The sequence below is a fragment of the Paenibacillus sp. FSL K6-1096 genome, assembly GCF_037977055.1.
GTDB lineage: Bacteria > Bacillota > Bacilli > Paenibacillales > Paenibacillaceae > Paenibacillus_AQ.
The window spans coordinates 1,090,987-1,114,361 of sequence record NZ_CP150274.1 but is presented as its reverse complement, the minus strand read 5'-3'; the positions used below and the strand labels follow the sequence as shown (position 1 = coordinate 1,114,361).

23 protein-coding genes, 1 riboswitch and 1 other annotated feature are annotated in these 23,375 nt (G+C 53.8%); of the genes, 14 read left to right on the top strand and 9 right to left on the bottom strand.

The window, feature by feature from the left end:
* Window positions 1-79 precede the first annotated feature (79 nt).
* A complete protein-coding gene (glpK, locus tag MHI24_RS05060) occupies window positions 80-1,573 on the top strand; it encodes a glycerol kinase GlpK (protein WP_340024479.1) in 1,494 nt (497 codons plus the stop codon).
* A gap of 85 nt (window positions 1,574-1,658) precedes the next feature.
* Here glpK and MHI24_RS05055 read toward each other — a convergent pair whose 3' ends face one another.
* The 8 genes from MHI24_RS05055 to MHI24_RS05020 form a co-directional block, all read right to left on the bottom strand.
* Window positions 1,659-2,651 (bottom strand): 3-oxoacyl-[acyl-carrier-protein] synthase III C-terminal domain-containing protein, encoded by a 993-nt coding sequence (locus MHI24_RS05055; RefSeq protein ID WP_340024478.1) that lies wholly within the window; start codon window positions 2,649-2,651, stop codon window positions 1,659-1,661.
* Between the two features lie 38 nt (window positions 2,652-2,689).
* A complete protein-coding gene (locus MHI24_RS05050; RefSeq protein WP_340024477.1) occupies window positions 2,690-3,040 on the bottom strand; it encodes a hypothetical protein in 351 nt (116 codons plus the stop codon).
* A gap of 105 nt (window positions 3,041-3,145) precedes the next feature.
* Window positions 3,146-3,514 carry a carboxymuconolactone decarboxylase family protein gene (locus MHI24_RS05045; protein WP_340024476.1) on the bottom strand — a complete coding sequence of 123 codons (369 nt, stop codon included), beginning with the start codon at window positions 3,512-3,514 and terminating at the stop codon, window positions 3,146-3,148.
* A gap of 45 nt (window positions 3,515-3,559) precedes the next feature.
* Entirely contained in the window at window positions 3,560-5,173 is a 1,614-nt protein-coding gene (locus MHI24_RS05040; RefSeq protein WP_340024475.1) for a thiamine pyrophosphate-binding protein, read from the bottom strand.
* Window positions 5,174-5,316: 143 nt separating this feature from the next.
* A riboswitch (cyclic di-GMP riboswitch) is annotated at window positions 5,317-5,415 on the bottom strand.
* Between the two features lie 504 nt (window positions 5,416-5,919).
* Entirely contained in the window at window positions 5,920-7,170 is a 1,251-nt protein-coding gene (locus MHI24_RS05035; protein ID WP_340026602.1) for a methyl-accepting chemotaxis protein, read from the bottom strand.
* 67 nt (window positions 7,171-7,237) lie between these two features.
* Window positions 7,238-8,194: a WYL domain-containing protein gene (locus MHI24_RS05030; protein WP_340024474.1), complete on the bottom strand. Its 957-nt coding sequence runs from the start codon at window positions 8,192-8,194 to the stop codon at window positions 7,238-7,240.
* Between the two features lie 201 nt (window positions 8,195-8,395).
* The gene (serA, locus tag MHI24_RS05025; RefSeq protein WP_340024473.1) at window positions 8,396-9,988 is read right to left on the bottom strand and encodes a phosphoglycerate dehydrogenase; all 1,593 of its coding nucleotides are present in this window, start codon (window positions 9,986-9,988) and stop codon (window positions 8,396-8,398) included.
* A 223-nt stretch (window positions 9,989-10,211) separates the two neighbouring features.
* Window positions 10,212-10,437 (bottom strand) — a binding site (T-box leader).
* A 116-nt stretch (window positions 10,438-10,553) separates the two neighbouring features.
* The gene (locus MHI24_RS05020; RefSeq protein WP_340024472.1) at window positions 10,554-11,459 is read right to left on the bottom strand and encodes a hypothetical protein; all 906 of its coding nucleotides are present in this window, start codon (window positions 11,457-11,459) and stop codon (window positions 10,554-10,556) included.
* Between the two features lie 68 nt (window positions 11,460-11,527).
* Here MHI24_RS05020 and MHI24_RS05015 point away from each other — a divergent pair, with 68 nt between their 5' ends.
* From MHI24_RS05015 to MHI24_RS05005, 3 genes are read left to right on the top strand one after another with little or no spacing between them, the layout of a single operon-like run.
* The gene (locus MHI24_RS05015) at window positions 11,528-12,121 is read left to right on the top strand and encodes a type II CAAX endopeptidase family protein (protein WP_340024471.1); all 594 of its coding nucleotides are present in this window, start codon (window positions 11,528-11,530) and stop codon (window positions 12,119-12,121) included.
* On the top strand, window positions 12,118-12,498 hold the full coding sequence (locus MHI24_RS05010) for a hypothetical protein (RefSeq protein WP_340024470.1): 381 nt from the start codon (window positions 12,118-12,120) through the stop codon (window positions 12,496-12,498). The genes MHI24_RS05015 and MHI24_RS05010 overlap by 4 nt, the downstream gene beginning before the upstream one ends.
* Entirely contained in the window at window positions 12,495-13,340 is an 846-nt protein-coding gene (locus MHI24_RS05005; protein ID WP_340024469.1) for a metallophosphoesterase, read from the top strand. The genes MHI24_RS05010 and MHI24_RS05005 overlap by 4 nt, the downstream gene beginning before the upstream one ends.
* Window positions 13,341-13,431: 91 nt before the next feature.
* Here MHI24_RS05005 and MHI24_RS05000 read toward each other — a convergent pair whose 3' ends face one another.
* On the bottom strand, window positions 13,432-14,340 hold the full coding sequence (locus tag MHI24_RS05000) for a polysaccharide deacetylase family protein (protein ID WP_340024468.1): 909 nt from the start codon (window positions 14,338-14,340) through the stop codon (window positions 13,432-13,434).
* A gap of 85 nt (window positions 14,341-14,425) precedes the next feature.
* Between MHI24_RS05000 and MHI24_RS04995 the strand changes: the two genes are divergently transcribed.
* The 10 genes from MHI24_RS04995 (at window position 14,426) to der (ending at window position 23,373) form a co-directional block, all read left to right on the top strand.
* Window positions 14,426-14,791: a hypothetical protein gene (locus MHI24_RS04995; RefSeq protein ID WP_340024466.1), complete on the top strand. Its 366-nt coding sequence runs from the start codon at window positions 14,426-14,428 to the stop codon at window positions 14,789-14,791.
* Between the two features lie 252 nt (window positions 14,792-15,043).
* Complete coding sequence (locus MHI24_RS04990) at window positions 15,044-15,658, top strand: genetic competence negative regulator (RefSeq protein ID WP_340024465.1); 615 nt, start codon at window positions 15,044-15,046, stop codon at window positions 15,656-15,658.
* Between the two features lie 72 nt (window positions 15,659-15,730).
* The gene (prsW, locus tag MHI24_RS04985) at window positions 15,731-16,426 is read left to right on the top strand and encodes a glutamic-type intramembrane protease PrsW (protein WP_340024464.1); all 696 of its coding nucleotides are present in this window, start codon (window positions 15,731-15,733) and stop codon (window positions 16,424-16,426) included.
* 77 nt (window positions 16,427-16,503) lie between these two features.
* The gene (locus tag MHI24_RS04980) at window positions 16,504-16,650 is read left to right on the top strand and encodes a hypothetical protein (protein WP_340024463.1); all 147 of its coding nucleotides are present in this window, start codon (window positions 16,504-16,506) and stop codon (window positions 16,648-16,650) included.
* Between the two features lie 117 nt (window positions 16,651-16,767).
* Entirely contained in the window at window positions 16,768-18,126 is a 1,359-nt protein-coding gene (gene ypeB, locus MHI24_RS04975) for a germination protein YpeB (RefSeq protein ID WP_340024462.1), read from the top strand.
* Window positions 18,127-18,282: 156 nt separating this feature from the next.
* A complete protein-coding gene (locus MHI24_RS04970; protein WP_340024461.1) occupies window positions 18,283-18,936 on the top strand; it encodes a flagellar brake domain-containing protein in 654 nt (217 codons plus the stop codon).
* A 214-nt stretch (window positions 18,937-19,150) separates the two neighbouring features.
* The gene (cmk, locus tag MHI24_RS04965; RefSeq protein WP_340024460.1) at window positions 19,151-19,861 is read left to right on the top strand and encodes a (d)CMP kinase; all 711 of its coding nucleotides are present in this window, start codon (window positions 19,151-19,153) and stop codon (window positions 19,859-19,861) included.
* Window positions 19,858-20,445, top strand: coding sequence for a lysophospholipid acyltransferase family protein (locus tag MHI24_RS04960; RefSeq protein ID WP_340024459.1), 588 nt, complete (start codon window positions 19,858-19,860; stop codon window positions 20,443-20,445). The genes cmk and MHI24_RS04960 overlap by 4 nt, the downstream gene beginning before the upstream one ends.
* A gap of 139 nt (window positions 20,446-20,584) precedes the next feature.
* On the top strand, window positions 20,585-21,898 hold the full coding sequence (rpsA, locus tag MHI24_RS04955) for a 30S ribosomal protein S1 (protein WP_340024458.1): 1,314 nt from the start codon (window positions 20,585-20,587) through the stop codon (window positions 21,896-21,898).
* 149 nt (window positions 21,899-22,047) lie between these two features.
* Complete coding sequence (gene der / locus MHI24_RS04950) at window positions 22,048-23,373, top strand: ribosome biogenesis GTPase Der (RefSeq protein ID WP_340024457.1); 1,326 nt, start codon at window positions 22,048-22,050, stop codon at window positions 23,371-23,373.
* Window positions 23,374-23,375: the final 2 nt, after the last annotated feature.

The following is a 23,375-nucleotide window of genomic DNA, read 5'->3' as shown; positions in this document are numbered from 1 at the left end:
TTTTGTTGAAATAACCACATTAATCTTGTTTATCGTGGAACATACTAATCAAGCTGAGGCTTGCAGGAGGCTGGGCATAATGATTTTATCCTTGGACCAAGGCACTACCAGCTCACGGGCGATTCTGTTTGACGATAAGGCTGGTATGATCTCGCAGGGACAATATGAGATCAGGCAGTCCTTCCCCCGTCCGGGCTGGGTTGAGCACGACCCGGAGCAAATCTGGGAGAGCCAGCTTGCTGCTGCCAGAGATGCGGTTGAAGCAAGCCTTACTCCGGCGGAGCAGATCACGGCGATCGGCATCACCAACCAGCGGGAGACGGCCCTGATCTGGGACAGGGCGACCGGGGTCCCTATCTATCCGGCGATCGTCTGGCAGGACCGGCGGACCGCCGGACTGTGCGAGGAACTGAAGTCCCGGGGAATGGCTGAAGAGATTGCGGCCAAGACGGGACTGGTCATTGACGCCTATTTCTCGGCAACCAAGCTGGCCTGGATTCTCGATCATGTGCCGGGTGCCAGAGAACGGGCAGCCAAGGGGGAACTGCTGGCGGGAACCGTCGACACCTGGCTGATCTGGAAGCTGACCGCTGGTGCTGTGCATGCAACGGATGTCACCAATGCGTCCCGGACGATGCTGTACAATCTTCACGAGCGCAAGTGGGATGAGGGGCTCATGGATGCGCTCCGCATCCCGCCGTCCATCCTGCCCGAGGTGAGAATGTCGGGCGGCGACTTCGGGACCTGTGACCCGCAGTGGTTCGGTCTGGAAATCCCTATCCGTTCCGTGCTGGGCGATCAGCAGGCGGCATTGTTCGGGCATACCTGCCTTGAGGCAGGCAGCGCCAAGAACACCTATGGCACGGGCTGCTTCATTCTGATGAATACGGGAACAGAGGCGGTTGCCTCCAGCCACGGGCTGCTCACGACGGTAGCCTGGGGTATGGGGGACGAGCTCTATTACGCCCTGGAGGGCAGTGTGTTTGTAGCCGGAGCAGCGGTACAGTGGCTGCAGGAGGGGCTGGGGCTGATAGCCGCCCCGGGAGATTCAGAAGCGAAGGCCAGTGAGGTGGAGGAGAGCGACGGGGTGGTGGTCGTACCGGCTTTCACCGGGCTGGGAGCTCCCTATTGGGATATGTATTCACGGGGAGCGATATTCGGATTAACACGGGGGACAACCTCCGCTCATCTGGTCCGGGCTACGCTGGAATCGCTGGCCTTCCAATCGCGGGACGTGATCGGAGCCATGGAGAAGGATGCGGGGATGCCGCTCACCGGCCTCCGGGTGGACGGCGGCGCTGTCCGCAATAATCTGCTCATGCAGTTCCAGGCCGACATCCTGGGCAGTGAGGTGACGCGTACCACTTATGCGGAGACCACCGCCCTTGGCGCGGCGCTGCTGGCCGGGCTGACCTCCGGAGTCTGGACCCGGGAGGAGCTGGAGAGCTTCAACAAGGCAGAGAAGGTATTCTTGCCGCAGATGGAGCCGGAAGAACGCGAACGCCGCTATCATGCTTGGCAGGATGCCGTATCGCGGACCATGGGCTGGGAGAAGCATGAGGGCAGGCTTTGAACTTATTCTTATCGGATTGAACCTATAGGTACCAACACAAACGGCCCGCTGGCAGAAATTCTGCTGCGGGCCGTTTGCGGCTGTATCAGTATTCCATTACAAAAGCAACATTCTGCCATCCGGCGCCAACCGTCCAGAACAGCACTTTGTCGCCGCGCTCCAGCTGTCCGGTCGAGACTGCTTTGTGCAGGGCAATGAACGGGCTGCTTGTTGAGGTGTAGCCGAATTCATCGCCTATGTATACGGCGGCGTCCGGGTCGATCCCGGTTTTGCCGGAGACGGCTTGAATATTCGGCAGGGACAGCTGCGAGAAGCAGGCGGCCTTCACCGATTCCGGGGCAATCCCGTTATTGCTGAGCAACGTATTAATGGACTCTGAGGCGGCATCCACACAGATCGAATCATCGAACGGAATGAACTTCACATTGAACTCTCCGGCGGCTACACCGCTGCGTCCCAGCTTGGCTAAGCCTTCTGCCGGGAACAGGGAATTGCCGTATACACAGGTATCCGTCTGGTAGATCGAGTCGATGAAGCCTACTGAATTCTCGTCACGTTCCAAGATAACTGCGGCGGCAGCATCGCCGAAGTTGGCATAGTACACGGCATCATTCTTGTCCGCATGCGGAGCAACATGATCCGAGCCGATAACCAGGGCGCGGCGGATTCGCGGATTCGCCATCATCTGACGGCTGACCTGCTCTACAGAAGCGGTCATTCCCGCACAGTTGGCGTTGCTGTCGATGCAGATCGCATGGGACGGCCCGTTAATAAGCCGGTGGATCATCAATGAATTCGTAGGAAAAATGTATTCAGGCGTTTGGCTTGCATAAGCGATCAGGTCAATGTCTGCACCGGTGAGCCCTGTCTTCTCCAGAACATTGCTCGCGGCTTCATAAGCCATCGTCAAGGAGTTCTCATCCGGGTTGTCGATGCTGTAGCGGTATTCACGGCCCAGAGTGGCCAACAGTCCACGGATATCAATGCCTTTATCATCAAAGTGCTGAATGAAGAAATCATTGCCGATTCTTGTGCTTGGATGGTAGATATCAATGTCCTTAATACGAATTCCCGCCATAGTAGACCCTCCTCAAAGTTATGATAGCGTAAGTGTGCTTAAGCCTGAACGGTGGAGGTGATCTCCAGGTTCTCAAGGCCGGCTTTGCGTCCCAGGCGGGCTAATTGCATCTTCAGAATCGGATTGTTCTCCAGGGTCAGACTTACCTTCTGGAAGCCGTCCGACTTGAACATGATGAAGCAGCCTTCCAGCAGCGGCACGACATCAGGAGCAGTGACGTTCAGCTTGCGGCAATCGATATCAAGGGCATATTCGGCCGGGTTAATCGGATTAATGGTCTGTTGATAGGCTTGGATGGATTTCAGTCCGTCCTCGTTGGAGAAGGTTCCTTCCAGTTCAATATTAATGACTTTCTTAGCAGTGTCTGTCTTCAGAACAAATTGTCCCATGTTGATCTCTCCTATATTTGAAATAACATGATAATTCAGCCGTTAAGGTATGGTTATCATGTTGCAAAACCTAAAGTGAAGTGTTGGTATGACCTCAGCGCTCTGCTATTTGATATCCTCAAGGGTATCCAGCAGCACATTGAAGGCCGAAATAACCCTTGGAGCGCCGATTACCGGCACCAGATGAAGCAGAATGCCTTTGAGCTGATCGACGGTCATGCCTACCCGCAGCGCCATTACATAATGAACGCCAAGCTGTTCATACTGGCCCATTGTGATCAGAGAAGAGATCACTGCAATCTCTTTCCAGTCTGAGCCAATCGTAGTCCGCTGAAAAATATCGCCATAGGCGTTCCCCATAATAAACTCGGCTAATTCCGGGAAATGCTCTTTGATCGGAGCCAGGGCCTTGGCCCCGTAGTCTCCGGAGAGATTGTTGAAATGATCCAGCCCGCGGTTGATGTTCGTATTCACTCGTCTGCCTCCTGATTGTAGGTTACTGGTTATGAATGGTCCGGCTTAACTGAGATCCAGCGTGCGGTGGGCAGTAGGCGGCACTTCATCGCGATCGGTCAGCAGCTCGATAACGGCTGTCCGGTTCAGAGCGAGCGCATCGCTGACTGCGGCGGCGAATTCCTCTTGCGTCTCACAGCGGAAGCCGGCTGCGCCCAGAGATTCAGCAAATTTCACAGCATCCACCGGAACCTCGTATACTGTTCCGTCAATGCGGCCGGTTGTCTTCTCCATCCCTTTCAAGGCCATATCCAGCTGCTTGTTGTTTACAACGATGAAAATTACTGGGATATTCTTGCAAACCGCGGTGTTGATTTCAGTTCCGAGCATCATAAAACACCCGTCACCGGTAATGCAGAAGACGGTCTCTTCGGGAGAGGCAGCCTTGGCGCCGATGGCCATGCCAATTGAATTGCCCATGCAGGCAAAGTAGGCATCAAATATGAAGCTTCCCGGCTTCCTGACCTTGAACCATTTCACCGCATGGAACCCGTGGCTGCCGTCATCGACAAATACTTTGCTGTGATATGGAATCAGCCCGCTCATCGAGCTCATCACCGAAGCCATGGAGAGCTTGGGCAGCTCAGGCAGCTCTTCCTGCGGACGGGGAGGAACCGGGAGCTTGCGTCTGACAACCGCAGAAGGGGCCGTCTTCTGCAGATACAGCTCCAGATTGTCCCGCAGATCGCCGCCGACATAGATGGCAGGGGAGCTGAGGATTTTGCCGACAAAGGTAGGATCTGTATCGAACTGGATCAGTAGCTTCGGATGATTCTCCGGCTTCAGATTGCAGATGGTCATATCGCTGAGCCGGGAGCCCAGTACGATATGCAGGTCACTGCTGTTCATCATTTCATCGCCGTGAGCACAGCCGCCAACTCCGACAGGACCGTGATAGAGCGGATGATCTTCCGCAATCGCGCCTTTGCCTCCGGGGGAGGTCACTACAGGGATGTTGAAGGTCTCGGCGAATTGAACCAGCTCCTTGTGTGCGCCGGAGCGGTTAACCCCTTTGCCGGCAATAATCAGCGGACTGGCGGAAGTCTGAATGGCGGACAGAACCCGTTCATAGTTATGGTAGCTGACGAGCCGCTCCCGCTCGGGCAGAACAACCCGGCACTCCTCCAGGCGCTCTGTCTGAACATCGAACGGAATGCAGAGATGGACCGGGCCTTTTTTGTCACCTAGGGCGATGGACAGGGCATGGTTGAGAATCGTACTGAAATGGTCACCCCGCTCTACCAGCTTGCTGTATAGGGTAGCCGGCCTGAACATTTCCGCCAGATCGGCCAGGTAGGATGTCGAATCCTGACACTGAGGGATGCCCAGCTCCTTAATGGACTGATGCCCGGTGATGAACAGAACCGGAAGATTATTGGCCTTGGCATGGGCGGCTGCGGTGAGCAGATTGGTTCCGCCCGGACCGGAGGTGCCGAAGGCAATGCCGAGTTTGCCGGTCTGAAGGGCGTAGCCGCCGGCTGCGAAGCCGGAGCTGGATTCATGCCTGCCGGGAATGAATTCTATACCGTAGTCAACAAGCTTAAGAGCGATGGGACAAATCGACTTGCCTATGATTCCAAAAGCATGGGTAACCCCAAGATTCCGTAATGCTTCAGCCATATAATCTGCAACTGTCTTCAGAACATCCACCCCGCAAGTTGTTAGTTTGTCTATCTAGCAATAGAAAACCTGTACTCTGAAAAAGGAGCACAGGTCTGTTGCACGAATCACCACAATAGAACGCTAATAGGCGTTCAACGTTGTTCAGCAACCTGGCTGTCATGGTCCCATTGCTGGTGAATGAGACTGTAGATCCATGGCTTTGCGTCATTTCCTTTCGGAGAATTTTGCCCGGTATGTTGTTATATATAAGGCTAAGGGGAATTTTCCTTTACAATATATTCCTAGCTCCGCTTTTGTCAATATACCCCGTGAGAAGAAGCTCGGAATTTGACGAATAATCAGGAGTTAAAACGAATAAATATTTTGATTTTCAAACTTTTGAATGAAGCGCTGTCAGGATGCCAAAAGTCTTAAAATGCAAATAATCAGTGAACCAAGGAATTATGCATTATAAGCCTTGAGACTCATTAACAAGGGGGGGTTATTAGGCTTGTAGAAGGTTTTAGCAGAGGATAGAGGGGAGGGAAGAACGAAAGTAGGGCTAAAGAATCATGCGTTTGGTGGCTGGAAAAGCATTGAGCATATAGCCTCAAAAGGCGGGCAGTCAAGAAGTACAAAGCTCATTTTTATGCGTTATGCACAATCTTAACAATTTGTGAATATTACATAACAATCTTCATTTTGGGGCAAAAAAACAGGCACATCCGCAGGTGAACCTGCAAATATGCCTGTCTCTGACAAGGCTAGAATTTGAAGATTTGAATCGTCTTCTGCAGCTGGAATACAGCCTGGGTCATCCGCTCTGTCTCATCGGCGACGGACTGCAGGGCATGAATCTGTTCGTTCATGGCAGCGGATACCTCTTCGGTCCCGGCTGCCGTCTGCTGGGTAATGGCCGAGATATTCTCGATGGCTCCGGAGATCTTGAGCGCGCTCTCCAGCATCAGGTCGCTCTCTGCCGAGAAGGAGGCGATCTGCTCGGTTATGTATTGGACGCTGTTTACGATCTGGGAGAAAATGTGGGCTGTCTCGGTAATCATCTCATTCTGCATCTGGACAACCTCTTCGTTGATGGCGATATGATCGATGGCCTGCTTGATATCCGCTTCGATGCTGCGTACCAGACCGAACACTTCTTTGGTGGATGCGGTTGATTCTTCAGCCAGCTTGCGGACCTCCTGGGCTACTACGGCGAAGCCGCGGCCATGCTCACCAGCGCGGGCCGCTTCAATCGAGGCATTCAGCGACAGCAGGTTGGTCTGCTCGGCGATTTCAGTAATGGTCTTCGTAATCATCGTAATGCCGCGGGCATTCTGTGAGAGGGCCTCGATGGTATCGGCGACCTTTTGCGTGGCCTGGATGTTCTTCCGCATCCCTTCGGCCTGGGTATCTACAGACTGCCGACCCTTCTCAACCAGTTCTAATGTATGTACAGAGCGTCTGTTCATTTCTTTGGTAGAGTTCGTGTAGTTGGAAACCTTGGTCTCTATATCCTTGATGGATTCCGTCATCCCTGCGATATCGCCGGAGATCTCATTGGCACCCAGCGCCAGTTCATTGGAGGAGGAGGCGACCTGTGCCATAACGATCTTCAAGTTTGCATTCTTGTCTTCGATGCCGCGGCTCGCGTCCATAACATGGCGGGTAATCTGGGAGGCATCCGTCAGGATTTTTTTGAGCTTGTCGATCATGGTGTTGAAGGAACGGCTGATGTCCCCCATGGACCCGGTCTCGTCGGCCCGGCTGGTGAAATCGCCTTTGGCGATCGTGTGGGTCACATTGGAGATATTATCAAATGAGGATGTAAGCGTTCTCTCAATGAAGCGCGAGAGCGGATAAGTCAGCGCAGCCAGCACCGCCACAAGGATGATGCCGACGAACAGCCTGTCCATCAGGATCAGTGTGATCAGCACCGGGACAGCGAATAAAGCGGCGACCAGGTAACAGCCGGTAACGATCTTTTGTTTCAATGACAGCTTACTCATCCAGTCCATCATGAAAAGTTCCCCCTAAAAAATTAATGTGTATTGTAATATTATAGGGGATTATAGGGCGATTGGTCTATAAGAATTCATATAATGCCGAAGCCCTACGCAGAGCCGAAGTCACAGCGGATGTCAGCTCCTCCGGTGCGGTCACCCTGATACCCGGACTGAGGGACAGAATGATCTTGCAGGCCGACTCCAGGGTATGAAATTCGGCCTCCGCCTTGATCCAGCCAGGGTCTGCAGCCGGCTCCTGGTGCAGAATGCGGACATAACGCTCCCGCTCAAGCTCCTTCATGGTGTCCGCCGTCACGAGCAGACTGGCAGGATAACGGGGGAGTGCGGATTTGAACGCGGCGGTGGACGCCTCCCAATATTCCGCCAGGTTGAAATCCGCCGGCCGTACCACCGGCTCGCCGGTGATTTCCGCCCGGGTGATCCTGGAGACCCGGTAGGTCCGCAGTCCTCCTGCGGTATCGGCGGCAACATACCAGACACCGCGTTTGGCGACAAGCCCCAGCGGCGAGATGGTCCGCTCGGCTGTGTCTTCGCCGCGTACATAGGTTATGAGCACCTGGCGTTCCTCCCATACGGCCTGCTGGAGGATGGTGAGGCAGGGATACACCTCACCGGAAGGATGCCAGCCCGCGCCGTCAATATACACCCGCTCGCTGAGGAAGCCCGTAAGCGTGGAGGGCTGACGCATTACGGCTGCCTGAAGCTTGCGGGTTGCCGAGGAGAACTCCTCCTCCATATCCAGCGCCTGCAGGATCGCCGGATCAGCGGGCAGCAGCAGCGCGGCGATCTCGCCCGGGTTCATTCCGGTCAGTGAGGTCCGGTAGCCCTCAGCCAGTCTCCAGCCGCCTTCACGGCCGCGTTCAGCCAGTACGGGGATACCGGCGGTGCCCAGCGCCTCCATATCACGGAAGATCGTCCGCTCCGAGACCTCCAGGCGCTGTGCCAGCTCGCTTGAACTGAGTTTGCCCCGGCTCTGGAGCAGCAGCAGAATAGATAACAGACGGTCAGCTCTCATCACGGCAGCCCCCTTAAACGAATAATTATATATGTCAGTGGTTGTCATATATAAGGTATATATTAATAAAGAATACGGGTTTACGCAAATGAAAGACAAGTCCCGGCGTTCCGGATTGCAGAGTAAAAGCAAAAACACTCCCCGGAGTGCAAGGCCAGCGCCTGCAATCCGGGGGAGTGTTTGATTTTGACTACATAAGAATTAATTCAGAATGATTTCCTCTGCGGTGTTGATCTCAGGCAGTCCGGCCAGCTTCACCAGAACCTCCTGCGGCACCGGCTTGTCAACAGTCAGCAGCATAAGCGCTGCTCCGCCGACGATGGTCCGGCCAACCTGCATCGAGGCGATGTTGACATCATTCTCGCCAAGCAGCGTACCGACATGTCCGATAATCCCCGGCTTATCATTATGCGAGATAACGATCTGATTGCCTTCCGGAGCGATATCCACCGGGAATTTGTTGACCTTGACAATCCGTTCGCCGTAGCCCTGCAGCAGAGTACCGGCTACCAGGCGTTCCTCATCATGCTCTGCCTTAAGCGTTACAGTGATGAGGTTAGTGAAGCCTTTGGTCTTGGAGGCCTTGGTCACTACTACATTTACATCCCGGGTCTTCGCCAGATGCATCGAATTGACGATGTTGACATCGGCCGCGAAGTGGCGGGAGAGCACGCCCTTGACCACATAACGGGTGAGCGGCTGGGTATCCACATCGGAGAGATCTCCGGCATATTCCACATGAATCTCGCGGATCGCCCCGTCGGTAATCTGGCTTGCGAAGCTGCCCAGCTTCTCGCCGAGGGTGAAGTACGGCTGCAGCTTGTTCATCACGCTTGGAGCTACCGGCGGAATGTTAACCGCGTTGATGAACGGCTCGTTGCGCAGAATATGCAGCACCTGCTCCGATACGTCGATCGCCACATTCTCCTGGGCTTCAATGGTCGAAGCGCCCAGATGCGGGGTTACGATAATCTTCGGATGCGTCAGGAACGGGTGGTCGGCCTGCGGCGGCTCCTTCTCGAAGACGTCGAAGGCTGCTCCGGCAACAATGCCGCTGTCGATTGCTTCAACCAGCGCCATTTCGTCGATTACGCCGCCGCGGGCACAGTTGATGATGCGCATCCCTTTTTTCATGACCTCAAATTGCGGGCGGGAGATCATATGGCGGGTCTCCGGGGTAAGCGGCGTATGCACAGTAATGAAATCTGCCCCGCGGACAATATCGTCCACCGATGCCAGCTTCACTTCCATTTTCTCGGCGCGGTCTGCCGTCAGGAACGGATCATACGCGAGAATCTCCATTCCGAAGGCTTTGGCGCGCTTGGCGACCTCGCTGCCGATCCGTCCCATTCCGAGCACGCCAAGCGTTTTGCCGCGCAGCTCGACACCGATGAAGGTCTTGCGGTCCCATACACCGGAGATCGTCTTAGCGTAAGCCTGCGGAATATGGCGGGCCAGTGCCATCATCATGGCAAAAGCATGTTCACAGGTCGTAATCGTGTTGCCGTCCGGCGCGTTGATGACAACGACACCGCGCTGGGTCGCCGACTCCAGCTTGATATTGTCGACACCGACTCCGGCGCGTCCGATTACCTTGAGATTAGTACCGGCTGCGATAATTCTGTCAGTTACGGTGGTCTGGCTGCGGACGAGCAGGCCGTCATATTCGCCAATGATGGCAACCAGCTCATCTTCGCTGAGTCCTGTCTTCTTGTCTACCGTCACATCACTTGCGTCCATCAATTGCTGAATGCCCAAATCACTGATCGGATCCGATACTAATACTTTAAACATGGTCTCTTGTCCTCCTTCAAAATGGAAAAGCTGATAAGTATGCCAAGGATGCCCGGGTAAGGCAATCCGCAATACCAGATGTTGCAAGAGGTGATCCGGCAGCCATAGAAGCAGAAGAATGTCGAAGTAACGCGCTGCCGCACGAAAGAAATTGGATGCAGAAAGGCGGAATTCCGGTGCTTACCGGCTGCAAAAAAACTCCCGACCCCATACTACTGCCGTAGTAAGGGACGAGAGTTGTCGTGGTACCACCCTAATTCACTGCAACGTTCAAGAAGCAGCCTCATTGGCCTGCTAAGGCCACACTGGTAACGGAGTGATCCGATTGTATCTACTAAGGTTCAATACAATAGCTCAGGAGCGCTAAAGATTAATGTCCGCCACCGGTTCGCACCACCCACCGGCTCTCTGAAGACTGCAAGTAATCTTTGTTCCATCATCGGTTTTGCTTGATTAATTTTGTCATAATGTAACATGGTGATGGCGGGTGTGTCAATAGGATTCTTCAGGCGGGTGCTCCGCCTTGAAGTGAGCCGTAATTTTCGTTATGATGCAATAACTGGTCCTACTCATAGAAGAAGGGAAGCTGCGGCATTACTTCCTTGCCGTAATATTGCTCCCGCCATTTGATGAAGTCCTGCTGCTGCACTGCGCCGGTGGAGATCAGCAGGTTGACCGAGGACTGAATATCATTAAGCCCCAGGGAGCTGGCGGTCCCGGAATAGATCATATCGTCAATCTTGGCTGTGATGTCCTGCGGGTCGTAGCCGGCATAAATGCCGCGGTTCAGCATGATATCCGCGATTGTGGCATTCTTCAGCAGCAGCGGCATCTTTTTCCACTGGATGAACGAGATAGTCTTCTGCCCGGCGGCTTGCCCCGGAATGGCCGGGTTCGTCTTGGCTCCCCATTTCAGCATAGCATCGTAGAAGTTCTTCTGGGCGAGCAAGCCGAACTTCACGGCACTGGCCGTGAAGTTATCGCTGCGCAGCAGCTTGGCCGCCTCCGCACCTGAAGAGCCTGCAGTCACCTTGCCTGAGGCCTGGGAGAAGAGCGTGAGACTCTTCAGAATATTGAGCTGGGAATCATAGAGCAGCGGCGAGTTGGTGAACAGGGAGTCCTGGGTAACCTTGTCGTACTGCTTATCGGCCAGAATGCCCAGATTCTTCAGCGTAGCCGCATTCTGCCGCGCATCCGAGCTGCGGGCGAGACTGTCCACCTGTTCGTTCCAGCTGCGCTTGAATTCCCGGTACGGCAGAAATACGTTATGATAAAAAGTAACAAGATCCTGCTGCTGGTAGGAGCCGGAGAATTCCTCGCCGCTCTTGTGGCCGGTCAGCTGTGCATATTTGGCTTCGGTCTTATCTGCCCCAACCTTAACTCCTGTGAAGAAGGAAGCGAATGAGGAAATCAGAAAAAATAAAAATCCTAGTGTGTATAACATCTGAGTGCGGGAGGTACGGCTGTTCATGATTAGGTGCTCCTTCGTAAAGTGAAATGATCTTATGTACAAACATTTAATAGAACAGGCAGGTTATAATGAAAAAATTCAAACTAGGCGAGTTCAAAATAAAAAAGGCCGATCCGCAGCAGTTAACAGACAAGCTGTTACTGGTTAATCTATACATTACACAAGGCCTTACGTTATTTATCGGTTTGATATGGATATTATTACAGAAAAGAAATCCTATTCACATATTAAATTTTCCGGATAGTGTACATTTCGTGTACTGGGGTCTCGGCCTCGCGGCTATTATGCTGGCTGTTGATTTCCTGCTGACCCATATTGTTCCTGAAGACAGCATGGATGACGGGGGGATCAATGAGCTTCTTTTCGGCAACCGGCCGCTGTGGCATATCGTTGTTATTTCGGCTGTGGTTGCCGTCTGCGAGGAGCTGCTGTTCCGCGGAGCGATCCAGCATTCACTCGGGCCATACTGGACAAGCATACTGTTCGCGGTCATCCATGTGCGGTATCTGCGGCACTGGATTCCTACAGGCTGGGTCTTTCTCAGCAGCTATGGTCTCGGGTATATCTACATCCATTCGGGCAGTCTGTGGGCACCGATCCTGTGCCATTTCCTTATAGATCTGTTCTCCGGTATGGTGATTCGTTACAGGAGGGTGTCATGACAGAACAATTAAGCCGGGTAAGGTCCCGCCAGAAACATACCAAGGGTGAAGGACAGAAGCCTTCGTCCAGAGGCTCCGCAAGCTTATCTGCTGCGGACACAGCGGCACAGGCGGGGAAGCCGGCGGTGGCAGCAGCGGGCACATTGTCCAGAAAGGACCGTCTGGCAAGACGCCGGGGCGCTGTGAACACAGAGCAGGAGAACCGCCAGTCGGAGAGTGGAGAGACCCCGTCGCGCACGCAGAGCTATCCGTCTGAGCGGATCAGATTCAGTAAAATGTTCGTAAACTCGCTGATTGTCCTCTTCCTGATGCTGCTGGCGTTCCTGCTGTACTGGGGCATCGAAGGGGCGCCTCCGCTGCGGGAGCTGTGGCCATGATATGGCTGCTGGTTCTTGCGGCTGTATTCCTTGGCGCAGGAGCTGTTATGGCAGCAGCGATGGTTGCGGCTGCCTTCAGGAGCCGGCTGGTCACGCAGGATATCTTCCTGGAGCGCCTGCCGGCCGCCTTCGACGGCTACCGGATTCTGTTCATTACCGACACGCACCGCCGCCGTCTGCCGGAGGAGCTGCTGCTGCCGCTGCAAGGGAAGGTGGATGCGGTGTTCCTGGGCGGTGATCTGACGGAGAAGGGCAGCCCGATGGACCGCCTGCTGAAGAATATGAAACTGGCCGCTTCCATTGCACCTGTGTATGCTGTTCACGGCAATCATGATTACCGGGCGAATATCTCCCTGGTGGATAATATCATCCGGGGAAGCGGAGCCAGGCTGCTGGTGGATGAGAACTGTGTTATAGAGCGGGCGGGAGCGAGGGTGATCCTGACCGGAGTAGATTTCCCGCGGCAAGGCGGCAAGAAGGCCTACGGGCCTTTGCCTGCCACCGGTGCACCTTCTGCGGACACTTGCCGGATCATCCTGGTGCATGATCCGCTCTGGCTGTCCATGCAGGAGGAGGTGCCGGCCGATCTGATCCTGGCCGGGCACACCCACGGAGGCCAGATTGTGCTGCCCTTCATCGGGCAGAGGCACACCGATCCGTTCTACCGCAAGTATCTTGCGGGCATGTACGAGCTTCCCCGGCCGCAGGGCTCCGGTATGCCGCCGCTGAAGCTGCTGATCAGCCGCGGGTTCGGCACGGCGCATCTGCCCCTGCGCTGGGGGAGTCCGGCCGAGCTGCATGTGCTGACGCTGCGCCGGAGTGATAATTCCGTCTCTAAGTAACCTTTTGAATATGTACGTGCACGCAAACAAGGCCGTCCCCGCCGGGGGACGGCCTTGTTTCTGCTTGTTGAAACGGAGGTATCGTTCAGGCTCAGCGCATCTTCAGCTCGATGCTGCGCGGATCGACGAAGCTGTAGCCCTTGCCCTCAAGCGTGGTCAGCAGGGAATCGAGCGCTTCTACGGTCCAAGGCAGCTCGTGCATCAGAATATTGCTGCCGGAATGAAGCTGGCTGGTCACATTGGCAATCAGCTTCTCGGTTTTGCCGGTGTCCTTGGCCTTCATCTCCCAGTCCAGGGAGCCATTGGACCAGGTCATGTAGAGCATGCCGTTCTCGGCGGCGATCCGCTTGCCGACATCACCGCCTGCACCGTGCGGCGGACGGAAGAAATGCGGCGCTTCGCCGATCGTCTCTTTGACAATTTTTTGGACATCCTCAATCTGCTTCTTCACTTCGGCTTCGGGCTTATCCTTCAGCACAATATGATCCCAGCTGTGATTCCCGATAATTCCGCCCCGGCTGTGAATCAGCTCCAGCAGCTCGGGGTGCTCCTTCACCCGGTAGCCATTGACGAAGAAGATTGCTTTGGCCTTATGCTTGTCCAGCGTATCCATCAGCGGGTTGATCATCGCCGCTTCCTTCGGCCCGTCATCGAAGGTCAGCAGGACCACCTTCTTGTTCGTAGCCTCATCGTTAGGCACGATATCGTAATTCTTGTTCATATGGTACAGCAGCGGCACCTCCGCCGGTGCGGCGGCAGCCTCAGTCGGCTGCGGCGCTAAGGTACTCTCTCCGCCTCCGGCAGCAGCCGGCGTAGCTTCAGGAGAAGCCGCAGCCTCCGGTGTTGCTGACGGCTGCGCTGTTGCGGCCGGTTGTACGCTTGCGGAAGGACTTGGTTCATTTCCTGATGCCGTGTTCCCCGAATTTCCGCCCGTGCTGCAAGCTGACAGCAGACAAGCCGCCAGGAGCAGCGTAATTGTTGCTTTACCCACTTTTTTCATCTCGCTTTCTTGTTGTTTGGCTGTATGAGCCGGAATCTTTCCGCGAACACTAAGCATGATTTTACCATACAAGGAGGTTAGAGATATGAATACTTCGTCATTTCTGTGCGGCGTACTGATCGGGGCTGCCGCCAGTATGATTATGTCCAAAAAACGCAGCAGCATGATGTCCTCCCTGCTGAATGCGGGCGGCTCCTCGTACAGCGCCGGCGACAAAGCCAAGGATAAAATTATGGGGATGGCTATGACCGGCTTCGGAAGCACCGCTGCGGACGGCAGACCGGATCATAAAGACCATGCCTCCGGCGGCGAGCACAAAGATGCAGCTTCGCTCAAATCCAGAGAATCCAACCTGAACATGCTGAAGGACTTCATCCGCAGCAACCCCGATGTGAAGCATGAGGTGGAACAGATTCTTAAGGATACGCATACCGCCATACCGGGTTTGTAACCCCGCTGAGCCGCTTCAGAATCATTTTGGCGATGCCGGTCATCGCCGGAATGATTCTTTTTTTACCTCCTGAGGGGCACAGCAGCCGGGTCCGGAACAGAATGGGCCGCGAAATGGGCCGAATCTGTATTTATTTACGTGCATTTGCAGCGGCAAAATGATAACATACATACATAGTAACCATTTTTGGCTCATTACTCGGGACTCATCATACATTAATACTAAATGAGCTTGCAAAAGGAGGATCCTGTCATGAGAATAGAGCGATTAAGTCAAGATAAGATACGGATTTTCCTCACTTTTGACGACCTGAGCGAGCGGGGCATCCAGAAGGAAGATATGTGGCAGGAGGTTCCCAAGGTGCACGACCTCTTTACGGAGATGATGGACCAGGCGTACAGCGAGCTGGGTTTTGACGCCACAGGTCCGCTTGCCGTGGAAGTGTTCGCATTGCCCGCGCAAGGTATGGTCGTTATTGTGACCCGGGGGAAATATGATCACCATCAGTACGGTGGGGCCGGGGAAGATGAATTGCCTGAAGAGATTTACGAAATGGAAGTTACTCTTGAACAAAGCGACTCCATTGTGTATGCGTTCCGCGATTTTGAGGTGCTGGTTGAAGCGGCCCATGTACTCATCGGCAATATTACTTCCCAAGGACAGCTGTATTCTTATAACGATAAATGGTATCTCTACTTCGATCCGAAGGAATTTGAAGAGTCAGCCTTATCTGGACTTGTAGGCGTGCTTGCCGAATTTGGAGATTCCTCTCCGGTCACCGAGGCCGTGCTGGCCGAGTACGGGAAGCTGGTCATGGCAGAGAACGCTATCCAGACCCTGTGCACTCATTTCAAACGCCAGGAATAATCAGCGCGGGGAGCCGGATGAGGACACCCTTCATACAGCAGACATAAGTTTAGGCGCAAGGGAGGCTAATCGGTGCTTTTGTTATCGGTCATTACGTCAGCAGTAGCACCGGGACTTGCGCTGCTGACTTTTTTCTATCTGAAAGACAAGTACGACCAGGAACCGCTTCATATGGTGCTGAAGGTGTTTCTGCTGGGCATGATTATCGTATTTCCGATTATGATTATCCAGAGAGGGCTTGTCCTTGGCCTGGACGGCGGCCCTTATGCAGATTCCTTTCTGATCTCCGCCGGTGTGGAAGAGGCTATGAAGTGGTTCGTGCTGTACCATATGATCTACAATCATACCGAATTTGACGAGCCTTATGATGGAATACTATATGCCGTGGCGATCTCGCTCGGCTTCGCAACAATAGAGAATGTAATGTATGCCTGGTACAGCAATGCTTCATTCGGCACAATGATCGTTAGGGCGCTTCTTCCGGTTTCCGGACATGCCATGTTCGGCGTCATTATGGGCTACCATATGGGCAGGGCCAAGTTCTCGGGCGGTGTCAGGACGCGGAAGATTCTGCTAATCTCCCTGCTGCTGCCTTGGCTGTGGCATGGAATCTATGATTTCCTGCTAACTAACACCGCGAGATATTGGATCTGGTTCATCGTGCCGCTGATGGCTATATTATGGTACAGGGGCATGGGCAAGGTGGCGCGGGCCAACAGCCGCTCCCCGTTTCGTTTTTTGAAGCGTGAGGAAGAGGTTAACCTGTAAACGAGATGGACACACTTAATCCTGAAGGGCAATTCCTCAAGAGCAAGGGATTCCAGGAAGGAGAGAGGTGTCTTTTTTTGCGTGTAAAAGTTCGGATTGTCTGCAAGCAGTGCGGTGAAACCTACATATTAAGAGGCAATAAAGAACAGGGTGTCATCCAGACCGGCTTCAAGCAGTGCCTGTGCAGCAGCGTGAGCGGCTTTGAGATTGAAGAGCGGGCCTAGTGCTGACACTAAGAAGCTGAGATTCCGGTTTGCGAAGGTTTGGCGCTAAGTGCATAAGTCTTCTCAGTTATTGTCAAACTAACGGCAATAAGCTGCTGAAAGGAGTTATGCGGACCCATGTATAAAAGATTAAGTGCTATCATGTTCCCGCTGACCGCCCTCTTGCTGATTGGAGCGCTGGTCTGGGGCTATCAGGAGAATCTGGAGAAGAATGCGATTCTGATCAAAGCGGAGAACCAGTATCAGCGGGCGTTCCACGATCTGTCCTATCATGTGGAGCGGCTGCACGGAGAGCTGGGCAATACGCTGGCCGTGAACACCACCTCCAACGGTATGCACCGTAAGGGGCTGGTCAACGTATGGCGGATTACCAGCGAGGCGCAGAACGAGATCAACCAGCTGCCGCTTACGCTGCTGCCGTTCAGTGAAACGGAGGAATTCCTCTCGAAAATCTCTAACTTCTCCTATAAGGCCGCCGTACGCGACTTCACCAAAAAGCCGCTGACCGAAGGCGAGATGGCGAATCTGAAGACGCTGTATACGAATTCAGCCGAGATCTCGAAGGATTTGCAGGCGGTGCAGGATAAGGTTATCAGCAAGAAGCTGCGCTGGATGGATGTCGAGTCTGCATTAGCCACTTCGGCGAAGGCGGAGGACAACACTATCATTGACGGGTTCAAAACCGTTGATAAGCGCGTTGCAGCCTACCCGGAGCTGGACTATGGCCCCTCGGTTGCCAGCATCTATGATAAGCGGTCAGTGAAGAAGCTGGGCGGCAAGCCTGTTACAGCGGAGGAGATCAAAGCGAAGGCGCTGAAATTCGCCGAGCTTGGCGGCGGCGCCAAGGTGAAGATTCAGGAGAACGGGAAGGGGACCGAATGGGCTTCCTACACGGCTAAGGTAACTTCCGCAGAGCACAAGGAGCCGGTCAGCATGGACTTCACGGCTGAAGGGGGACTGCTGATCTCCTATAATGACAACCGCGAGGTGGGACCGGCCAAGGTGCCGATGAAGCAGGCGGTGGAGAAGGCGGGCAAGTTCCTGGAGAAAAAGGGGTATCCCGGGATGACTGCAGTCAGTGCGGACCGGTATGACAATCTGGGCAATCTGACCTTCGTCAGCAGCCAGGACGGCGTTCTGATCTACCCCGAGAAATTGACGGTGCGGGTCGGGCTGGACAACGGGGAGCCTACGGGCTTTCAGGCCAGCGACTATGTCCATGAGCATAAGGAGAAGCGCGTGCTGCCGAAGCCGCAGCTGTCCCTGGCTGAAGCCAGAGCGATGCTGAACCCCGATTTCAAGGAGCTGTACAACCGGCTGGCATGGATCGAGAATGAGGATGCCGAAGAGGTGCTGACCTATGAATTCGGCGGCAAAATCAACGGCTCCCAGTTCCGCATCTATCTGAACGCCGCAGACGGCCACGAAGAGGCGGTAGAGCAGATCCGCACCTCCTCAGGAGCGCAGGATAAATAAGTTTAAGTATGAGAAGACGCTTTCCGGGACCGGAGAGCGTCTTTTTATTGCAGACGGAGGGTTGATGCACGGGGGAAATAAATTTCTGACCTGGTACGGGGAGCCATGCTATAATCTCCTTAGCATTTATTACTAACTCAAGCGGCGGTGACAGGTTTGTATCCCAAAATCAATGAACATTTATACCTTCAGGTTGCTTCCAGCGATGCGGCGCAGTCTGAGATTGAATACCGGGCCAGGATTGCCGACATGGAGGAGGATAACTTTCTTATTGAAATTCCGATGCAGGAGGGTAACGGGCGGCTCAAAAAGCTGTTTGTCGGAGATGAGCTGTCCGTATACTATATCACTGAGGGCGGCATTAAGAATTATTTCACCACCCATGTGACCGGGTTCAAGGAAGAAGTGATCCGGATGGTGCGGCTGCGCAAGCCTGCGCCCGAAGCGATTTACAAAATTCAGCGGCGCAGCTTCCTCCGCGTCAATGCCGAGCTGGAGCTGGCCGTCAAGGACGCCATGGGCAGCCGCTTTCTGGTGCGGACCGAGGATATCGGCGGCGGGGGAGCGTCTTTTCTGGGCGATGCCAAGATTACACTGAACATAGGGGATAAGCTGACCTGCTGGCTGCTTGTATCCTACCGCAACGGAAGCACCGAGCATGTGAATTTCGAGAGTGAGGTTGTTAGGATCAAGAAGCTGGATACCGGGCGGAATCTGGTGATGATCAAATTCTCGGCCATTTCCGATACGGAGCGCCAAAAAATTATCCGCTACTGCTTCGAACGGCAGTTTGATTTCCGCAACCGCTGATTTTTCGGCAGAAGAATGTTCAAAGGGCAGCAAAAATCCGCTTTTTTCTCCGCAAAAAACCTTGGTCTCATTTTGCACTGATGCATAAACTGTGGTATAATTTCATAAGTCGCAGGCAATGCCTGCTTTTTTCTTGATAATATCAGCAGGTTCCTGGAGAGAGATGTCGATAGGCATTTTCCTGAGGAAGAGTGTTTTGAGGAGGAATGCCCCGTTGGACAGGCAGGGTACACATACTTATGACAGAATTAACGTCGCCATCGACGGACCTGCCGGGGCAGGCAAGAGCACTGTAGCCCGATTGGTAGCACGGGAGCTGTCTTACATCTATGTTGACACGGGAGCGATGTACCGGGCGATTACCTGGTATATGATCCGTGAAGGCGTGGCTGCGGAGGAGCATGAGGTGGTGGACCGGATGGTCCGGAATCTCACGATAGACCTTCTTCCGGAGAAAGACGTGCAGAAGGTGCTGATTAATGGGGAAGATATGACCCCGCATATCCGCAGTCTTCAGGTCAGCGGACAGGTGTCACAGTACTCGAAGATTGAGGGTGTCAGAACCAGACTGAGCCAATTGCAGCGTCAGATGGCGCTCCGCAAGGGGGTCGTGATGGATGGCCGGGATATCGGTACAACCGTACTGCCGGACGCCGAAGTGAAGATTTTCATGACGGCAAGTGTGGAGGAGCGTGCTCTCCGTCGTTACAAGGAACTGAAGGATACGGAAACAGTGACACTCCAGCAGCTTGAGCAGGATATTGCCGCGCGGGACCGGCTCGATGAGGGCCGTGAGATTTCACCGCTGCGCCGTGCCGGGGATGCAATTCTTCTGGATACGACGCATATGGATATTCATCAGGCCGTGGACGCCATTGTCTCCCACTGCAGAACTTATGTGGACAGGGAGAGAAATCATCTATGATTTATGTTGTTTGCCGTGGGTTGCTTCGCTTGATTTATGCCATACTGTTCCCGCTGAAGATTGTGGGAGGAGACAATGTGCCGAAGGAGGGCGGAGTCCTGCTCTGCGCCAACCACATCAGCCTGCTCGATCCCATGACGATCGGCATCAAGCTGAAGCGGCAGGTGAAATACATGGCCAAGGCGGAATTGTTCACCGTTCCGGTTCTGGGCTGGCTCATTAAGCAACTGGGCGCATTCCCTGTCAAGCGCGGCGGCGTAAGCAAAGAATCAATTAAGACATCCCTCAACACGCTTCGCAGCGGCAATGTAATGGGCATCTTCCCTGAAGGTACCCGGAACTCCGATTCCGGTTCAGCGAAGAAAGGGGCAGCAAGCTTTGCCCTCCGCAGCGGCGCAGCGGTTGTACCGGCAGCGATTATCGGCTCCTACAAGCCGTTCCGCCGGATGACTGTAGTCTATGGGGCTCCCATCGACCTCAGCGCGTTCGCGGATGCAGGCAGCGAATCTCTGGAAGCCGTAACCGATGTTATCATGGGACGCATCCATGAGATGATCAACACCGGCAAGCCCAGCTCGCGTTAGGCGGCGGATGTAATTTTATTGTTTTTGGAACATACTAATCTACACAATGAAATTGGTTCAGTAAGAGGCAATGAATGTTTTGAACTCTGCTCTACGCGGGTTTAAATAAATGGGGTTTTGAATCGAGGAGGGTAATCACATGTCTGAAGAAATTAACAATCAAGAAGCTGCGGAGCAAGTGGAGAGCACTGAGACCGCAGAAGCAACCGAAGCTGTGGAAACCGCAGCACCTGTTGCCAGTAACGAAGAAGAAGTGACCAGCCAGGAAGGCCTGGAGATCATTTCTCTCAAAAAAGGCGATACCGTGAAAGGAACAATCGTCAAAATCGAAGATAACCAAGCTTATGTAAGCATTGGATATAAATACGACGGCGTTATTCCTATTCGCGAATTGTCCTCCGTGCAGGTAGACAATGCCGCAGCAGCGGTAGAAGTCGGCCAAGAGGTGGAATGCAAGGTTGTCAGCATCAACGACAACAAGGAGAGCCTCGTGCTGTCCAAGCGCGCCATCGACAGCGAGAAATCATGGGATGATCTGGAGAAGTATTTTGCTTCCCAGGAAGCGTTCGAAGTTACTGTAGCTGACGTTGTCAAAGGCGGCCTGGTCGCTGATGTCGGCGCGCGCGGTTTCATTCCGGCTTCCATGGTAGAACGCCACTTCGTTGAAGATTTCAGCGATTACAAGGGCCGCACTCTGCGTGTCAAGGTGAAAGAGCTTGACCGCGAGAACAGCAAGGTCATTCTCTCCGCCAAGGAAGTTCTTGAGGAAGAATTCGAAGCTAACAAGCAGAAGATTATGTCCGAGCTGTCCGAAGGACAGATCATCGAAGGTACAGTTCAACGTCTGACCCAATTCGGCGCATTTGTTGATGTGGGCGGCGTAGACGGTCTGGTTCACGTATCCGAGATTGCCTGGACTCACGTGGATAAGCCATCCGATGTTGTATCTGAAGGCGATAAGGTTCGCGTCAAAGTACTTAAGGTAGACCCTGAGAAGGGCAAAATCAGCCTCAGTATCAAAGCCGCTTCCCCGGGTCCTTGGGATTCCGCAGCAGGCAAGATCAACATCGGCGATGTGGTAACAGGCGAAGTTAAGCGTCTCGTGAACTTCGGCGCATTCGTTGAATTGCTGCCAGGCGTTGAAGGCCTTGTGCACATCTCCCAGATTTCCCACAAGCACATCGGCACTCCGCATGAAGTGCTCAAAGAAGGACAGGAAGTTCAAGTGAAGGTGCTTGATTTCAATCCTTCCGAGAAGCGCGTCAGCCTGAGCATCAAGGAAACTGAGGAAGCTCCTGCTCCAACAGCAAGACCGGAACGCAGCAGCAACCGCGACAGAGCGCCTAAGGAAGTGCTGAACAATCCTAACGTATCGCTCAGCAACGAAGGTCTCAGCTTCACACTGGCTGAACGCTTCGGCGACAAGCTGGACAAATTCAAGGGTAACAACTAATCCCTTAGTTATTTTTTCATAACGGGTACAGTAATCGGCGAGCCCTCGGTCAGAGGGTTCGCCGATTGTGTTTTACACGGCTTACTGTTAGCCAATTGTATTGTTTTTTGCTATGATGAGTAACGTATAGAGAGACAGGAGGAATGAATATGGCAAGACCCGTAGTGGCTATCGTCGGGAGGCCGAACGTCGGCAAATCAACGATCTTTAACCGGCTGATCGGCGATAGACTGGCTATTGTAGAGGATAAACCGGGGATTACACGTGACCGGATCTATGGCGTATCGGACTGGAACGGCCAATCCTTTAGTGTAATTGATACCGGAGGGATTGAGATTGACGGTGAAGACGCCATTCTGAAGTCTATCCGCGTTCAGGCGGAGCTGGCGATTGAAGAAGCGGATGTTATCGTCTTCATGTGTGAGGCGAAGAGCGGGCTGACCAGCTCGGATGAAGAGGTCGCCCAGATTCTGTTCCGCTCCGGCAAGCCGGTGGTACTGGCGATCAACAAGGTCGACAATATGAAGCGGAGCGAGGACATTTACGAATTCTACAGCCTGGGCTTCGGTGATCCGATCGGAATATCGGGCAGTCACGGCACAGGAATCGGTGATCTGCTGGATGCTGTAGTTGAGCGTCTTCCGGAGCTTAGCGATGAGGAATATGATGAGGATGTCATCCGGGTTGCACTGATCGGCCGCCCGAATGTCGGCAAGTCTTCGCTGGTGAATGCGATTCTGGGCGAGGAACGCGTCATTGTCAGCAACGTGGCCGGAACGACCCGAGATGCGATCGATACACCGTTTGAACGGGACGGCCAGCGTTATGTGCTGATTGATACAGCCGGCATGCGCAAACGCGGCAAGGTCTATGAGAACACGGAAAAATACAGTGTAATGAGAGCTATGAAAGCGATTGAGCGCGCCGATGTGGTGCTTGTCGTCATCAACGGGGAAGAAGGCATTATCGACCAGGACAAGCATATCGCCGGTTATGCCCATGATGCCGGTAAGGCCTCAATCTTCGTCGTCAACAAATGGGATGCCATTGAGAAGGACGACAAGACGATGCAGAACTTCGAGCGCAATATCCGGGATCACTTCCTGTTCATGGCTTATGCTCCGGTGGTCTTCCTGTCTGCGCTCACGAAGCAGCGCCTGCAGAAGCTGCTGCCTGTTGTACAGCATGTCGCACAGCAGCATGCTCTGCGGATCGCAACCCATCTGGTGAATGATGTCGTCTCCGATGCAGTGGCCATCAACCCTCCGCCTACGGATAAAGGACGGCGTCTGCGCATCAACTATGTCACCCAGGTTGCCGTGAAGCCGCCGACCATTATTGTCTTCGTCAATGACCCCTCGCTGATGCACTTCTCCTACGAGCGTTATCTGGAGAACAAGATCCGTGCGGCGTTCAATTTCGACGGCACACCGATCCGCATCTTTACACGGCGCAAGTCCGAGAACGAAGGTTAGGG

What these genes read in the sequence shown, in the direction of transcription:
- glpK (WP_340024479.1), top strand. Translation starts at nt 80, where the DNA reads ATGATTTTATCCTTGGACCAAGGCACTACCAGCTCACGGGCGATTCTG.
- MHI24_RS05055 (WP_340024478.1), bottom strand. Translation starts at nt 2,651, where the DNA reads ATGGCGGGAATTCGTATTAAGGACATTGATATCTACCATCCAAGCACA.
- MHI24_RS05050 (WP_340024477.1), bottom strand. Translation starts at nt 3,040, where the DNA reads ATGGGACAATTTGTTCTGAAGACAGACACTGCTAAGAAAGTCATTAAT.
- MHI24_RS05040 (WP_340024475.1), bottom strand. Translation starts at nt 5,173, where the DNA reads ATGGCTGAAGCATTACGGAATCTTGGGGTTACCCATGCTTTTGGAATC.
- MHI24_RS05035 (WP_340026602.1), bottom strand. Translation starts at nt 7,170, where the DNA reads ATGGACTGGATGAGTAAGCTGTCATTGAAACAAAAGATCGTTACCGGC.
- MHI24_RS05030 (WP_340024474.1), bottom strand. Translation starts at nt 8,194, where the DNA reads ATGAGAGCTGACCGTCTGTTATCTATTCTGCTGCTGCTCCAGAGCCGG.
- serA (WP_340024473.1), bottom strand. Translation starts at nt 9,988, where the DNA reads ATGTTTAAAGTATTAGTATCGGATCCGATCAGTGATTTGGGCATTCAG.
- MHI24_RS05020 (WP_340024472.1), bottom strand. Translation starts at nt 11,459, where the DNA reads ATGAACAGCCGTACCTCCCGCACTCAGATGTTATACACACTAGGATTT.
- MHI24_RS05015 (WP_340024471.1), top strand. Translation starts at nt 11,528, where the DNA reads ATGAAAAAATTCAAACTAGGCGAGTTCAAAATAAAAAAGGCCGATCCG.
- MHI24_RS05010 (WP_340024470.1), top strand. Translation starts at nt 12,118, where the DNA reads ATGACAGAACAATTAAGCCGGGTAAGGTCCCGCCAGAAACATACCAAG.
- MHI24_RS05005 (WP_340024469.1), top strand. Translation starts at nt 12,495, where the DNA reads ATGATATGGCTGCTGGTTCTTGCGGCTGTATTCCTTGGCGCAGGAGCT.
- MHI24_RS05000 (WP_340024468.1), bottom strand. Translation starts at nt 14,340, where the DNA reads ATGAAAAAAGTGGGTAAAGCAACAATTACGCTGCTCCTGGCGGCTTGT.
- MHI24_RS04995 (WP_340024466.1), top strand. Translation starts at nt 14,426, where the DNA reads ATGAATACTTCGTCATTTCTGTGCGGCGTACTGATCGGGGCTGCCGCC.
- MHI24_RS04990 (WP_340024465.1), top strand. Translation starts at nt 15,044, where the DNA reads ATGAGAATAGAGCGATTAAGTCAAGATAAGATACGGATTTTCCTCACT.
- ypeB (WP_340024462.1), top strand. Translation starts at nt 16,768, where the DNA reads ATGTATAAAAGATTAAGTGCTATCATGTTCCCGCTGACCGCCCTCTTG.
- MHI24_RS04960 (WP_340024459.1), top strand. Translation starts at nt 19,858, where the DNA reads ATGATTTATGTTGTTTGCCGTGGGTTGCTTCGCTTGATTTATGCCATA.
- rpsA (WP_340024458.1), top strand. Translation starts at nt 20,585, where the DNA reads ATGTCTGAAGAAATTAACAATCAAGAAGCTGCGGAGCAAGTGGAGAGC.
- der (WP_340024457.1), top strand. Translation starts at nt 22,048, where the DNA reads ATGGCAAGACCCGTAGTGGCTATCGTCGGGAGGCCGAACGTCGGCAAA.